We start from the raw sequence: 13,485 nt of genomic DNA, 5'->3' as shown, positions 1-13,485 counted from the left end.
CTGCCGGGCAACAGCACCAACGCCAGGATCAGAAGGACGCGCTGCATGGAGCCGGGACACCCCCCACGGCAGAAGCCACCGACGGAGCACAGCCACGACCAGGTGAACGGGTCGCCACCGCGACCCCGCAGCCGGCGTGGCTGGATGTCCGACTCCCCGCTCGACGGCGGATCCGGCTGGCCCACGTCGGCCTACGCGGTCGTGCCCCGGCAGCCGACCGCGCCGGAGCCGGAGACGGTGCCCGGGCCGGTGGCCGAGGACACGAAGCCAGCGGAGGAGCCGGCCCGAGGGGCGCCGAGCGCCGGCCGGCCGGGCCGGCCGGCCCGGAAGGGACGGGTCGTCGCGCTCGTCGTCGGACTGATCGTGCTGGTGATCGCGGCCGCCGGTGGGGTGCTGGCGACCCGTGGCTCGTCCACCACGCGCGACGGTGGCACGACGAACCCCTCCCACGCGCCCGCGGTGGTCACGACGCCCACCGCCAACGGGGTGAGCGGCGTGTCGGTCGGCCCGGACCGCAGCGGCGGCAGCACCGGCGTGCCGAGCCTCGACCCCAGCGGCTCGGCCGGCCCGGGTGGCGTGGTCGTCGGCCCGATCCCGGAGGGCGGCACCGACGTGCTGCGGGTGGGCACGGTCCGGCTCACGGTGCTGCTCGGCCAGCCCGACGAGGCGTTCGACTTCGACACCGGCACCAAGTCGGCCACCGGCGGTGACGTGACGGCCGCCGCCGTCGGGTTGTCCGCCGGCGCCGGCGCCCAGCTCGCTGTCTGGACCGCGCCGGAGATCCCGTCCTTCGCCGGCTGCGCCGCCCTGCCCGCGGAGCAGTGGGTCAACCAGGTGGTGCTCGCCGTGCTGGTGCCCGGCTCACGGGTGTGCGTCTACACGAACGAGGCCCGCTACGCGTGGTTCACCCCGCGTGGCGCCGACCTCGTCGTGGCCGGCCAGATCTACTCGACCTACCTGGATTTCACGGTCTTCAAGAAGCCGGGCGACTGAGCGGACGGTCGAAGGTCCCGCGCGTCACCGCCGGATCGCACCCCTGGTGCGGCCCTCGCCGGCGGGCGCGGCGGTCTGGACGTCGACGCGCTCCGGGGGCCGGCGCAGGCTCGACACGACAGGGTCTATGGCGTCACGTCGGTGAAATGCTCGACGCGCGGCGCGCCGTCGAAGAACGGGCCGATCAGTGCCCGCCACTGCGCGAAGCGCTCCGTCGCGCGGAAGTTGTCGAGGTGCGCCTCGACCGAGTCCCACTCCACCACCAGCACGAACCGGTTCGCCGTCTCGATGCCGCGGGTCATCCGCACCGAGCGGCAGCCGGGCGTGCTCGCGAGGATCTCGTGCCCCTTGCGGTAGGCGGCGGCGAACTCGTCCTCGCTGCCTTCGAGGACGTCGATGAGCGCAACTTCCAACACCATCGGGCAAGCGTAGAGGACGGCATCCCGCTCCCGTCACGGTCGCCCGGAATTGTCGGTGGCGGCTGCTAGGGTCCGGCCCATGACGATCAGCGAGCGCATCACGACGTTCGCCGGACTGCCGGTGACCGAGTTCGAGCCCGGTGTGGTCGACAAGCTCGACGCGGCCGGCACGCCACGCAGTGCCGTCGCGTGGCGGATCGAGACGGACTACGAGGACGACGCCGAGGTCTTCGTGCGGATGCTGGACAGACTGCTCGACGTGGTGGGTGGGGAGTCGGTGCAAGCGCTGGTCGTCGGGCAGTGGGGATCGGCCTACGAAACGGCGCCGCCGCTGGACCGGATCATCGCGGTGCGCGACCGGCTGCCCAACCTGCGGGCGCTGTTCCTCGGCGAGATGACGTTCGACGAGTGCGAGATCTCGTGGATCAACCACGGCGACGTCACCCCGCTGCTCGGGGCGTTCCCGGGGCTCGAGGTGCTGTGGATCCGCGGCTCCGAGGGGCTGCGGCTGTCACCGGTCCGGCACCGCCGGCTGCGGGAGCTGGGCGTCGAGTCCGGCGGCCTGCCCGCCACCGTCCTGCGCGGCATCAGCGACTCCGCGTTCCCCGCGCTGACGACGCTGGAGCTGTGGCTGGGTGTCAGCGCATACGGCGGTGACATCACCGTCGAGGATCTCGCGCCGATCCTGGGCGGCGCTGAGCTGCCGTCCTTGCGTCGCCTCGCCCTGCGCAACGCCGAGATCGCCGACCAGGTCGCCGCGGCGCTCGCCGGCGCGCCGGTGGTGGCGCGGCTGGAGGAGCTCGACCTCTCGCTGGGCATCCTGTCCGACCGCGGCGCGGAGGAGCTGCTGCTCGGTCAGCCGCTCACCCACCTGCGGCGGCTCGACCTGTCGCACCACTTCATCTCCGCGGACCTGCGGGAGCGGTTCGTCGCCGAGCTGCCGGGCGTCGACGTCGACCTCTCCGACGAGCAGGAGGCCGAAGACCCGAGCGATCGCTACGTGTCGGTGTCGGAATGACGTTCACCGTCGTCGGCATCCGGGGGCACCGCCGGGTGCGGCTGTTCCAGGAGGCGGCCGTCGCCGCCGGGCTGGACACGCCGGCGGTCGTCGACTGGCGCGAGGTCTGCGCCGGTGCCTTCACCGTCGGCCCGGGCACGCTGGTGCGGCTCGAGTCGCCCGGCGAGGACGCCGAGGTCGACCGGCTGCTGCGCGGCGCGGCCGAGCCGACGGAGCACGGGGAGATCGTCGGGCTCGCCGCCTGGCACCGCGGCCTGATCGCCGCCGCCCGGCGGGTCGAGGCGCGCGGTGCGCCGCTGCTCACCCCGGTCGGCGACCTCGAGGTGCTGTTCGACAAGCGGCGCTGTCACGCGCTGCTCGCTGCGCGCGGTGTGCCGGTGCCGGAGGCGTTCACCGTCGGGCCCGACGACGCCTACGAGCGCATCCGGGCGCACGGCTGGCCGCGGGTGTTCGTCAAGCCGGCCCACGGCAGCTCCGCGTCCGGGGTCGTCGCGCTGGCGTTCGGGCGGGGGAGGATCAGTGCGTACAGCTCCGCGGTCCTCGACGGCGGCCGCCTGTTCAACGAGCTGCGCGTCCGGCACTACACCGACGAGACGGTCGTGGCGGAGATCGTCGACCGGCTCGGCCGCGACGGGCTGCACATCGAGCGCTGGTTCCCGAAGGGCGGGCACGACGGGCGGCTCTTCGACCTGCGGGTCGTGGTCATCGCGGGCCAGGCGAGCCACGTCGTCGTGCGGTCGAGCCGCTCGCCGATGACCAATCTCCACCTGGGCAACGCCCGCGGTGACCTGGCCGCCGTCCGCGCCGCGGCGGGGGAGGAGCGTTGGGCTGCCGCCATGCGCACCTGCGAGCGGGCCGCCGCCTGCTTCCCCGGCAGTCTCCACGTCGGCGTCGACCTGATGTTCGGGCCGCGGTACACCGCCCACGCCGTCGCCGAGGTCAACGCGTTCGGCGACCTGCTGCCCGGGGTGCTCGTCGACGGCCGCGACACGTATGCCGCCGAGATCGCCGCGCTCACCGGGGCGGTGGCGTGATGAGGTCCCTGATCGGCAGCCACGACCTGCTCTTCGTCACCCTCGACACACTGCGCTACGACGTCGCCGCCGACCTGCTCGCGGCAGGTCGCACGCCCAATCTCGCCCGGGCACTGCCCGGCGGACTGTGGGAGCGACGGCACACGCCGGCCTCGTTCACCTACGCGGCGCACCACGCGTTCTTCGGCGGGTTCCTGCCCACGCCGGTCACGCCGGGCCCGCACGACCGGCCGTTCGCCGCGCGGTTCCCCGGCAGCACGACCGTCGGCCCCGACACCTGGGTCTTCGACGCGCCCGACGTGGTCACCGCGCTCCGCGCCGCCGGCTACCACACCATCTGCGTCGGCGGCGTCGGCTTCTTCGCGATGACCTCGCCGCAGGGCGGCGTCCTGCCCGGCCTGTTCGACGAGGCCCACTGGACCCGCGACTTCGGGGTCACCAACCCCGGCTGCTTCGAGGCGCAGCTCGACCGGCTCAATGCCGTGCTGCCCGGTGCCGGTCCGCTGTTCACGTTCGTCAACGTCGCCGCCCTGCACCAGCCCAACCGGCACTATCTGCCGGGAGCCGAGGACGACAGCATCGAGTCGCACGCCGCCGCGCTCGAATACGTCGACCGGCACCTGCCGGCGCTGTTCACACTCGTGTCGTCCCGCGGCCGGCCGTGCCGCGTCATCATGTGCAGCGACCACGGCACCGCATACGGCGAGGACGGCCACACCGGCCACCGCGTCGGCCACGAGGTCGTGTGGACGGTGCCCTACGCGGAGTTCACGCTGGCGGCCGGCGCGTGGTAGACCTCGGCTCGCCGTATAAGGGGTATCTCTACGCCTACCCGCACAAGACCGCCTACCGGCCGCTGCGCCCGCGACCCCGGCTCGCCGACGTGTGGGCCGGCGAGCCGGTCGAGGCGCTGTTCCTCTACGTCCACGTGCCGTTCTGCGAAATGCGCTGCGGTTTCTGCAACCTCTTCACGCGCACAGGCGTGGATCAGGACCAGGTCGGCGCCTACCTCACCCAGATGCGCCGCCAGGCCGGGCGGGTCGCGGCCGCGTTGCCGGCCGGTGCCCGATACGCGCGGGCCGCGATCGGCGGCGGCACCCCGACCTACCTCACCGCCGGCGAGCTGACGGCGCTGTTCGACCTGCTGGAGGAGACCACGGGCACCGACCTGCGCGCCGTCCCGCTGTCCGTGGAGACGTCACCGGCCACCGCCACCGCCGACCGGCTCGCGGTGCTGCTCGAGCGCGGCACCACCCGGATCAGCATCGGCGTCCAGAGCTTCCTCGACACCGAGGCCCGCACCGCCGGCCGCCCGCAGCGCCGCGCCGAGGTCGACCGCGCCCTCGACACCATCCGCGCCGCGGGCCCGGCCGACCTCAACGTCGACCTCATCTACGGCATCCCCGGCCAAACCCCCGACACCTGGGCCTACTCGCTGCGGACCGCACTCGACTGGCGCCCCGAGGAGCTGTACCTCTATCCGTTGTACGTCCGGCCGCTGACCGGCCTCGGCCGGCGGGGCGTTGCGCGGCGGGCCGACGACGGGCCGGACCCGGCGTGGGACGCGCACCGCCTGACGCTCTACCGCCACGCCGTCGCCCTGCTCACCGACGCCGGCTACGAGCAGCTCTCCATGCGCGCGTTCCGCCGCCGCGACGCGCCGCCGGTCGACGGCCCCGGCTACTGCTGCCAGGACGACGGCATGGTGGGCCTCGGGTGCGGCGCCCGGTCGTACACCTCGGGGCTGCACTACTCCTTCGACTACGCCGTCAGTGTCCGGCAGGTCCGCGGGATCCTCGACGACTACCTGGGCCGGCCGGCTGAGGACTTCGACGGCGCCGAGGCCGGGTTCGTGCTCGACGCCGCCGAGCAGCGGCGGCGCTGGCTGTTGCAGTCGCTGCTGCGTGCCGAGGGGATCATGCCCGGCGCGTATCGGCACCGGTTCGGCACGGGCGTCGACGACGACTTTCCCGCGCTCGACGAGCTGCGCGAGGCCGGCTACCTCGACGGGCACCGCCTCACCGCCGAGGGCCTGGCCCACGCCGACGCCATCGGCCCGTGGCTCGTCTCCGCCGGCGTCCGCGCCGCCATGGCCGGGCACGTGGCCCGATGAGAATCCTCTACCGGGGGCCGCTCGCGAGCTGCAACTACGACTGCCCGTACTGCCCGTTCGCCAAGCGACGCGACCCGCCGGAGCTGCTGCGCGCCGACCGGGAGGCGCTGCGGCGGTTCGTCGGCTGGGTCCGCGGCCGTCGCGACGAGCCCGTCGAGGTGCTGTTCACGCCGTGGGGCGAAGGCCTGACCCGCTCGTGGTACCGCGAAGCGCTCGTCGAGCTGTCCCACCTGCCGCACGTCGGCCGCGCCGCGATCCAGACCAACCTCGCCGGCCGCCTCGGCTGGGTCGCCGACGCCGACCCGGCCACGCTCGCGCTGTGGTGCACGTTTCATCCCGGGCAGGTCACGCTCGACCGGTTCCTCGCCGCGTGCGCGACGCTGGACGGACACCGCATCCGCTATTCGGTCGGCATCGTCGGCCTGCCGGAGCATCTGGCCGACGCCGTCGCGCTCCGGCAGGCGCTGCCGCCCGAGGTGTACCTGTGGGTCAACGCCGCCGACGGCCACCCGTACACGGCCGACGAGGAGGTGACGTGGACCGCGCTCGACCCCCTGTTCGGCTACAGCGTGCGCCCGCACGCCTCGCTCGACCGGCCGTGCCGCACCGGCGGCGACGTCGTCTCCGTGCTTGGCGACGGCACCGTGCGCCGCTGCCACTTCGTGCCCGAGCCGCTCGGCAACCTCTACGACGGCTCCTGGCAGGCGGCCCGCGTCCCCGGCGCCGCCCGCCCTTGCCCGAACGGCACCTGCGACTGCCACATCGGCTACGTGCACCTGACTACGCTGCCGCTCTACGACGTCTTCGCCGGAGGCGTGCTCGAACGCATCCCGCACGAACGCCCGTCGTGGTCCGTTCCGCTCGCGGCTCAGGTCTCCACGAGCGGCCGGTACTCCTGCTCGGTCAGCCCGAACGTCCATGCCACGCCTTCCCGCGCGGTCCGCGTCCACGGCGGCACGCGCAGCCAGTAGACGCGGCTGGTGCCGTCCGGCTCCGGCGTGCTGTTGACGACCTCGACCATGGTCAGCGGCTCGTCGTCGGCGAAGCTCAGCCGCCACAGGACACCGCACGCATCCTGGCCGATCCGCTGCGCTCCGGCCGCGCGCAGATACCGCTCGTAGCCGAAATGCTCGAGCATGACCCGCCGCAGCTCGGCGTTGCGCTCCGTGGTGATCTGGTCGGAGGTGAGCTGCGAGAGCCGGTCGACGACGTCCGACGGGATCGGCATGCCCCGCCACGCATGCAGCGCGAAGCCGTCGCTGTATCGGAGCGCGGGCATGTCGGCGGCGTGCAACCGCCCGATGTTGTCCCGGTGCAGGGCATCGGGCCGATCGGTGAGGATCGCGACGTTGGCATACGGCCACCACCACCCGGCCGAGCGCGCCACTCCGGCGAGCCCGGCCAGCCGCTGCACCGCGTGCAGCACCGCGCCCCCGGCCCCGCGCGCGGCCGGGTCGAGGCCGGCCGCGTCGTCGATGCCGTGCGTGGCCGCGGCACCGTTGCCGGTGGGCCCGGTCGAGCCCGCTCCGCCGCGGGCGGCCGGCTGGTCGTCGGCCGCGGACCTGGGCCACGGCAGGGTGGTGCCACCGCCCCGGTCGGTGGTGCCACCGCCCCGGTCGGTGGTGCCGGCGACCGGGGCGGTGGTGCCGGTGTCCGGGGCGGACGGGCCGGCGGCGCCGGAGGCCGCCGCGTCGAAGGCCGCCAGCCAGCCCGCGTCGTGCTGGCCGCCGACCGCGTCGAGGAGCACCGCCCGGGCCTGGGACGGCAGCTCCGTCCGGAGGTGGGCACGCAGCGGCGCCGCGACCCGGTCGTTGACCAGGCGCCACACGTCGGCGCCGCAGGCGGACCACAGGCCGGCCCACCCGTCGGGGCCGAGCAACGCATAGACCTCGGCGCGGGCAGCCGCCCACGGCCGGTTGCGCACCGCTGCCCGCACCGGGACGCCGGCCGTGCCCGGGCGCGGCGGGCAGCCCTGCGCCCGCAGGTCGGCGGCGATCTCCTCGTCCCAGCGGTCCTTGTCCTCCGGGCCGCCCGGCAGGTCGCGCCGGCCGGTGAGCAGCGCGGCCGCCCGCGCGCCGGCGGACGGCGACGCGAACCACACGATGCGGGCCGGCTCGGGGAGACCGGCGGAGCGGTAGGCGAGCCGGACGGCGTCGGCCGCCGCGTCGCGGTCGGCGGGAGCGGTCGACAGGCCGGCGGCCAGCCACTTCGCCGAGACGGCGCCCAGGGCCGCGGCCCGGGACAGGGCGGCGTCGGCCGTGCCGGAGAGCGCGACGGCGGTCATCAGTCCGCCACCGGCCGGTAGGAACCCGGGATGTACTCACGCTGCCGCACCACGCGGTAGGCACCGGCGGACACCGTGATCGGCCCGTGCTCCTCGTGCACCACGCGGGCGCGGGAGATCACCTTGACGAACAGCCGGTCGATGTCGTCGCGGTCGGCGAGCAGCGCCACATCCGGACCGACGATCACGTGTGCGTGCCCGGTCGCCTCGCCTCGGGCCAGGATCATCCGGCCCGACCGGTCGCGCGGCGCCGGCACCGCCGTCGCGGGCACCTCCGCGACGGACACCGGCACCAGCAGCACATCTCCTTGCCGATACACAGCCACACCCCCAAGCGATGATCGCCACCCGACGATCCGCACCATAGCCGTGGGGTACGACATTTTCGGCCCCCCGCCCGCGTGATCGTGGCGGGTTGATGGACAATGGTTGAAGTAACAGGAGGGGAGTATTCCCCAGCGGCGATCGTCGTCAGCACGGTGCATCCACGGTAACGTGGTGATCACCCGGCGTCGTCGGTCATCCGGCGTTGGCGGGTGGCGGAAGAGACCTCCGGTGTCAACTACACATGTCCGCGCATCCCCCTGGGATCCGCGCGGTCTGTGTGTGTCTACCGGAGGTTGTGCACGTGGACGTTGCCGGCTGGACCTGGACCGCGACACTCGTCGGTCTCGGTGCCATTCTGATCTTCGATCTGATGATCATCGCCCGTCGGCCTCATGAGCCGTCCATCAAAGAGTCGACGATCTGGGTCACCGTTTACGTCGGGCTCGCCGTGTTGTTCGGGCTCTTCGTCCTGGCGCAGTGGGGTGGTACCTACGCGGGCGAGTTCTATGCGGGCTGGCTGACGGAGTACAGCCTCTCCGTCGACAACCTCTTCGTCTTCGTGATCATCCTGTCGCGGTTCAAGGTGCCCCGGCAGTACCAGCAAAAAGTGCTGCTCATCGGCATTGTGCTGGCGTTGGTGATGCGAGGGGCGTTCATCGCCGTCGGCGCCGCGGCCATCAGCCGCTTCTCCTGGGTCTTCTACATCTTCAGCGCCTTCCTCATCTACACCGCCGTCAAACTGGCCACGCAGGGCGAGAACGACGAAGATGACTTCAAGGAGAACGCGCTCATCCGGTGGTCCCGCCGCGTCCTGCCGATGACGGAGCGTTACCAGGAGTCGCGCCTCACCAGCCGCGACGCGCGCGGTCGCCTGCGCATGACCCCGATGGTCGTCGTGCTCATCGCGATCGGCACCACCGACCTGATTTTCGCGCTCGACTCGATCCCGGCGATCTTCGGGCTCACCGCGGAGCCCTACCTGGTCTTCACCGCGAACGTCTTCGCGCTGATGGGTCTGCGGCAGCTCTACTTCCTGATCGGCGGGCTGCTGGACCGTCTCGTCTACCTGTCGATCGGTCTCGCGGTGGTCCTCGGCTTCATCGGCGTGAAGCTGTTCCTGGAGGCGCTCGCCGACAACAGCCTCCCGTTCATCAACGGCGGCGAGCACGTCGAATGGGCACCGCACATCGGGATCGAATTGTCGCTCAGTGTGATCATTGGCACATTGGCGATCACGACCGTCGCATCACTGGTCAAGTCGAAGCGTGACGCACGTGCGGCAACAGTTGAACCAGACAAAACAACCAACGCGTCCTAAGTGCCCGAACAAGGTCGCGCCAAGCTCGATCTGGGGCGATTATGGGGTACCACAGCGGGCGGGTGATGCATGATGCACGAGATCGCGCAGGCGGGCCACCTCACGGCCCCATCCGTGCTGTGCCCGTTCACGCCGCGGATCTCCCCGCACGTGGACGCGGTCCAGCGCTGGTCCATGCAGTGGGCCACCCGCCACGGACTGCTCGAACGATCCGGCGCCCGCGCGGCCTTCGCGCGGGCCCGCTTCGCGAATCTCATGGCCCGCGCTCATCCGGACGCGGGCCAGGCCGATCTGCAGTTGGTCACCGCCTGGCTGATCAGCATCTTCGTGCTCGACGACCTGCTTGAGCGGTCGCTGGTCACCGATCCGGAGCCGACCCGGTCCGCCGTCGATGAACTCGTGCGGCTGCTGCGGGAGCAGGCGCCGCCGGCGGCGGCGAGCCCGGTCCTGGGCGAGGTGCTCGGCCGGCCGCTCACCGGCGCGCTGGACGAGGTCTGGCGCCGCACCGGGGAGCGGGTCAGCCCAGCCTGGCGGGAGCGGTTCGTCGGGCATGTCGCCGGATACCTGACCGGCACGCTGTGGGAGGCGGGCAACCGGGCCGAAGGCCGGCCGCCGCGGCTCGATGAGTATCGCCGGATGCGGTACCAGAGTGCCGCCACCGAGATGTTCTTCGACCTCATCGAGCCGATGCACGGCGTCGAGCTGCCCGCCGAGACGCTGGCCGATCCCGTGTTCCGCGCCATGCGCCTGTCCGCCGGCACGATCATCGGGATCTTCAACGATCTGATCTCGTGGCCGAAGGAGGCCGCGATCGGCGACCACCACAACATCGTCTTCGCGTTTCAGCGCGAGCAGAGGCTGTCGCTGGAGGACGCCGTCTACGCGGCGGTCGCCGAGCACGACGAGCAGGTCGTCGAGTTCATGGCGGCGATGGAGCGGCTGGACAGCACGGATCCGGCGGTCGAGGTCTGCGTCGCCGACCTCGTCCACTGGATCCGTGGCAACCTCGACTGGTCGCTCGAGTCCGGCCGCTACGCGCCCTCGGAGGTGCCGCCCCAGCGGCGTGCGGCGGAGTAGCGTCCCGCGGTGGGCTATGCGTGAGCCCGCTTGCGGGCCACCCGCTCGCGGTCCTTCTGGTCCAGCATCACCTTGCGGATCCGGATCGCCGCCGGCGTGATCTCCACGCACTCGTCCTCGCGGCAGAACTCCAGCGCCTGCTCCAGCGAGAGCTTCCGCGGCGGGATCAGCTTTTCGGTCTCGTCGGCCGCCGAGGACCGCATGTTGGTGAGCTTCTTCTCCTTGGTGATGTTGACGTCCATGTCGTCGGCGCGGGAGTTCTCGCCGACGATCATCCCCTCGTACACCTCGGTGGTCGGCTCGATGAACAGCGAACCCCGCTCCTGGAGGTTCATCATGGCGAACGGCGTCGCGACACCCGCGCGGTCGGCGACGAGCGAGCCGGTGGCGCGGGTGCGCAGCTCGCCATACCACGGCTCGTAGGACTCGAACACGTGGTGCAGGATGCCGGTGCCACGGGTGTCGGTGAGGAACTCGGTGCGGAAGCCGATCAGGCCGCGCGCCGGCACCAGCCACTCCATGCGGATCCAGCCGGTGCCGTGGTTGACCATCTGCTCCATGCGGCCCTTGCGGGTGGCCAGGAGCTGGGTGATCGCGCCGAGGTACTCCTCCGGGGCGTCGATCGTCAGGCGCTCGGTCGGCTCGTGGACCTTTCCGTTGATCTCGCGGGTGACGACCTGCGGCTTGCCGACCGTCAGCTCATATCCCTCCCGGCGCATCTGCTCGACGAGGATGGCCAGCGCCAGCTCACCGCGCCCCTGGACCTCCCAGGCGTCGGGCCGCTCGGTCGGCAGCACACGCAGGGACACGTTGCCGACGAGCTCCCGCTCGAGCCGGTCCTTCACGAGCCGGGCGGTGACCTTCGCGCCCTTGACCTTGCCGGCCAGGGGCGAGGTGTTGGTGCCGATCGTCATCGAGATCGCCGGCTCGTCGACGGTGATCCGGGGCAGCGGGACCGGCTGCTCGGCGTCGGCCAGCGTGTCACCGATCATGATCTCGGAGATGCCGGCGACGGCGATGATGTCGCCCGGCCCGGCCTCCTCGGCCGGCTTGCGCTCGAGCGCCTCGGTCATCAGCAGCTCGGAGATGCGCACGTTGTGGATCGAGCCGTCCTCACGGCACCACGCGACCGTCTGGCCCTTGCGGATCGTGCCCTGGCGGACCCGGCACAGCGCGAGGCGGCCGAGGAACGGCGAGGCGTCGAGGTTGGTGACGTGGGCCTGCAAGGGAGCGTTCTCGTCGTACGCCGGGGCGGGGATCGTGTCCAGCAACGTGCGGAACAGCGGTTGGAGGCTGTCGCTGTCGTCCGGCACCGTGCCGTCCTTCGGCTCCTGGAGGGAGGCGATGCCGTCACGCGCGCAGGCATAGACGATCGGGAAGTCGATCTGCTCCTCGTCGGCGTCGAGGTCGAGGAACAGCTCATATGTCTCGTCGACGACCTCCTTGATGCGCGCGTCGGGCCGGTCGACCTTGTTGATCACCAGGATGATCGGCATGCGCGCCTTCAGCGCCTTGCGCAGCACGAACCGGGTCTGCGGCAGCGGCCCCTCGCTCGCGTCGACCAGCAGCACCACGCCGTCGACCATGGTGAGGCCGCGCTCGACCTCGCCGCCGAAGTCGGCGTGGCCCGGCGTGTCGATGATGTTGATCGTGGTCGGCGCGCCACCGTCCTCCGGCACGTATCGCACTGCGGTGTTCTTGGCGAGAATGGTGATGCCCTTCTCGCGCTCCAGGTCCATCGAATCCATGACCCGGTCGACCTGCTCGGCGCGCGCGTGGAACGCGCCGGCCTGGCGCAGCATCGCGTCGACGAGCGTGGTCTTGCCGTGGTCGACGTGGGCGATGATGGCCACGTTGCGAAGGTCTGAGCGGGTCTGCATGGCCCCCATTGTTCCAGGCGCCCCCGGCCGTTCGCCGGGCACTGTGCGTGCTGTGACGTTCGGCGCCCCTGATTGTCGACGGACGGTGACGGGACAGCGCGGACAACCACCGGACGGCTAGCCTTCCGGTCACGGGGGAGGTTTCCATGAGCCATTACGAGGACGACGACGACACCGCCGAACATCCACGCGGCCCGGTGCGGCGGCGCATCGGCACCGTGGTGTTGTTCTGCGGCCTGGCGGTGGTCCTGATCGCCTGCGGCGTGATCGTCGGCCTGGCCAGAGGCGTGGACCGGCACGCCACGCCGGCCGCGGCCACGACACCGTCCTCGGCGCCGGCCGGCCCGTCCGAGGAGCCGCCGTCACCGCCGCCGTCGTCCGAGCCGCCACCGCCGTCGCCGTCGCCGTCCGCCACGACGAAAACCCCGGCGGCCAAGCGCACCGAGGTCCCGCCGCCGCCGGTGAAGACGACGAAGCCCGGCTGCCAGCCCACCTACAAGGGCAAGCAACTGGCGAAGTCACAGGTGCGGCAATACCTCAGCACCGCGTCGACGACGCAGTTCTGGGGCTCGAGGGCGCCGGCCGCCGAGCAGGCCATCCGCGTGCCGGTCCGGCTGCTCTACGCGATCGCGGACCAGGAGAGCGGCTGGCAGTCCAACATCCACGCCTGCGACGGCGGCGTAGGTGTCATGCAGATCATGCCGGACACCGAGGCGTGGATGAACCAGCGCTTCGGCACCACGTATGAGATCGACGTCCCGGCGGACAACGTGATGCTCGGCGGTCAGTATCTCGCCTGGCTCTTCTCGTACTACGGCAACCAGTTGCAGGCGTTCAAGGCCGACGGCACGTTCGACCTGTCCAACCCGGCGCTGCTCAACGGCGTCATCTCGGCGTACAACTGGGGCACGGTCGGCGTCGACCCGGCGAAGGGCAAGGCCGGCATCCCCAACGGTCAATACGTCGACAACGTCAAGGCCCTGATGACGTCCTGCTGCGCCAACTACTGATCCGCGCGGCCC

The 13,485-nt window shown here is 71.9% G+C and carries 13 protein-coding genes; 9 read left to right on the top strand and 4 right to left on the bottom strand.

Annotated features, from left to right (window positions below; genetic code table 11):
• The first annotated feature begins 144 nt into the window (after positions 1-144).
• Positions 145-993 (top strand): hypothetical protein, encoded by an 849-nt coding sequence (locus Drose_RS28345; RefSeq protein ID WP_260724350.1) that lies wholly within the window; start codon positions 145-147, stop codon positions 991-993.
• 125 nt (positions 994-1,118) lie between these two features.
• Here the strand turns inward: Drose_RS28345 and Drose_RS28340 are convergent, their stop codons facing one another.
• On the bottom strand, positions 1,119-1,412 hold the full coding sequence (locus tag Drose_RS28340) for an antibiotic biosynthesis monooxygenase family protein (RefSeq protein ID WP_260724349.1): 294 nt from the start codon (positions 1,410-1,412) through the stop codon (positions 1,119-1,121).
• A gap of 79 nt (positions 1,413-1,491) precedes the next feature.
• Between Drose_RS28340 and Drose_RS28335 the strand changes: the two genes are divergently transcribed.
• Genes Drose_RS28335 through Drose_RS28315 form a run of 5 tightly spaced genes read left to right on the top strand, consistent with a single transcriptional unit; the run spans position 1,492 to position 6,548 of the window.
• Positions 1,492-2,430: an STM4015 family protein gene (locus tag Drose_RS28335; RefSeq protein ID WP_260724348.1), complete on the top strand. Its 939-nt coding sequence runs from the start codon at positions 1,492-1,494 to the stop codon at positions 2,428-2,430.
• The gene (locus tag Drose_RS28330; protein ID WP_260724347.1) at positions 2,427-3,464 is read left to right on the top strand and encodes an STM4014 family protein; all 1,038 of its coding nucleotides are present in this window, start codon (positions 2,427-2,429) and stop codon (positions 3,462-3,464) included. Before Drose_RS28335 ends, Drose_RS28330 begins: the two co-directional genes overlap by 4 nt.
• Positions 3,464-4,258 (top strand): STM4013/SEN3800 family hydrolase, encoded by a 795-nt coding sequence (locus tag Drose_RS28325; protein WP_260724346.1) that lies wholly within the window; start codon positions 3,464-3,466, stop codon positions 4,256-4,258. Before Drose_RS28330 ends, Drose_RS28325 begins: the two co-directional genes overlap by 1 nt.
• Positions 4,252-5,577: an STM4012 family radical SAM protein gene (locus tag Drose_RS28320; RefSeq protein ID WP_260724345.1), complete on the top strand. Its 1,326-nt coding sequence runs from the start codon at positions 4,252-4,254 to the stop codon at positions 5,575-5,577. The genes Drose_RS28325 and Drose_RS28320 overlap by 7 nt, the downstream gene beginning before the upstream one ends.
• Positions 5,574-6,548 carry an STM4011 family radical SAM protein gene (locus tag Drose_RS28315; RefSeq protein ID WP_260724344.1) on the top strand — a complete coding sequence of 325 codons (975 nt, stop codon included), beginning with the start codon at positions 5,574-5,576 and terminating at the stop codon, positions 6,546-6,548. Before Drose_RS28320 ends, Drose_RS28315 begins: the two co-directional genes overlap by 4 nt.
• Here Drose_RS28315 and Drose_RS28310 read toward each other — a convergent pair.
• Both Drose_RS28310 and Drose_RS28305 read right to left on the bottom strand, forming a co-directional pair.
• Complete coding sequence (locus Drose_RS28310) at positions 6,446-7,861, bottom strand: DUF6745 domain-containing protein (protein WP_260724343.1); 1,416 nt, start codon at positions 7,859-7,861, stop codon at positions 6,446-6,448. The two genes, Drose_RS28315 and Drose_RS28310, sit on opposite strands and share 103 nt — an antisense overlap.
• A complete protein-coding gene (locus Drose_RS28305; protein WP_260724342.1) occupies positions 7,861-8,181 on the bottom strand; it encodes a hypothetical protein in 321 nt (106 codons plus the stop codon). Before Drose_RS28305 ends, Drose_RS28310 begins: the two co-directional genes overlap by 1 nt.
• Before the next feature lie 308 nt (positions 8,182-8,489).
• Here Drose_RS28305 and Drose_RS28300 point away from each other — a divergent pair, with 308 nt between their 5' ends.
• Both Drose_RS28300 and Drose_RS28295 read left to right on the top strand, forming a co-directional pair.
• Positions 8,490-9,506 (top strand): TerC family protein, encoded by a 1,017-nt coding sequence (locus tag Drose_RS28300; protein ID WP_260724341.1) that lies wholly within the window; start codon positions 8,490-8,492, stop codon positions 9,504-9,506.
• A 69-nt stretch (positions 9,507-9,575) separates the two neighbouring features.
• Positions 9,576-10,583, top strand: coding sequence for a terpene synthase family protein (locus Drose_RS28295; RefSeq protein WP_260724340.1), 1,008 nt, complete (start codon positions 9,576-9,578; stop codon positions 10,581-10,583).
• Between the two features lie 14 nt (positions 10,584-10,597).
• Here Drose_RS28295 and typA read toward each other — a convergent pair whose 3' ends face one another.
• Positions 10,598-12,463, bottom strand: coding sequence for a translational GTPase TypA (gene typA / locus Drose_RS28290; protein ID WP_260724339.1), 1,866 nt, complete (start codon positions 12,461-12,463; stop codon positions 10,598-10,600).
• Positions 12,464-12,609: 146 nt separating this feature from the next.
• Here typA and Drose_RS28285 point away from each other — a divergent pair, with 146 nt between their 5' ends.
• Positions 12,610-13,473, top strand: a complete 864-nt coding sequence (locus tag Drose_RS28285; RefSeq protein ID WP_260724338.1) for a lytic transglycosylase domain-containing protein — start codon at positions 12,610-12,612, stop codon at positions 13,471-13,473.
• The last annotated feature ends 12 nt before the right edge of the window (positions 13,474-13,485 follow it).

This window comes from Dactylosporangium roseum (assembly GCF_025264685.1).
GTDB lineage: Bacteria > Actinomycetota > Actinomycetes > Mycobacteriales > Micromonosporaceae > Dactylosporangium > Dactylosporangium roseum.
This window is presented reverse-complemented; position numbering and strand designations above follow the sequence as displayed.

Coding starts and splice junctions, on each gene's coding strand:
- Drose_RS28345 (WP_260724350.1), top strand. CDS start 145: ATGTCCGACTCCCCGCTCGACGGCGGATCCGGCTGGCCCACGTCGGCC.
- Drose_RS28340 (WP_260724349.1), bottom strand. CDS start 1,412: ATGGTGTTGGAAGTTGCGCTCATCGACGTCCTCGAAGGCAGCGAGGAC.
- Drose_RS28335 (WP_260724348.1), top strand. CDS start 1,492: ATGACGATCAGCGAGCGCATCACGACGTTCGCCGGACTGCCGGTGACC.
- Drose_RS28330 (WP_260724347.1), top strand. CDS start 2,427: ATGACGTTCACCGTCGTCGGCATCCGGGGGCACCGCCGGGTGCGGCTG.
- Drose_RS28325 (WP_260724346.1), top strand. CDS start 3,464: ATGAGGTCCCTGATCGGCAGCCACGACCTGCTCTTCGTCACCCTCGAC.
- Drose_RS28315 (WP_260724344.1), top strand. CDS start 5,574: ATGAGAATCCTCTACCGGGGGCCGCTCGCGAGCTGCAACTACGACTGC.
- Drose_RS28310 (WP_260724343.1), bottom strand. CDS start 7,861: ATGACCGCCGTCGCGCTCTCCGGCACGGCCGACGCCGCCCTGTCCCGG.
- Drose_RS28295 (WP_260724340.1), top strand. CDS start 9,576: ATGATGCACGAGATCGCGCAGGCGGGCCACCTCACGGCCCCATCCGTG.
- typA (WP_260724339.1), bottom strand. CDS start 12,463: ATGCAGACCCGCTCAGACCTTCGCAACGTGGCCATCATCGCCCACGTC.
- Drose_RS28285 (WP_260724338.1), top strand. CDS start 12,610: ATGAGCCATTACGAGGACGACGACGACACCGCCGAACATCCACGCGGC.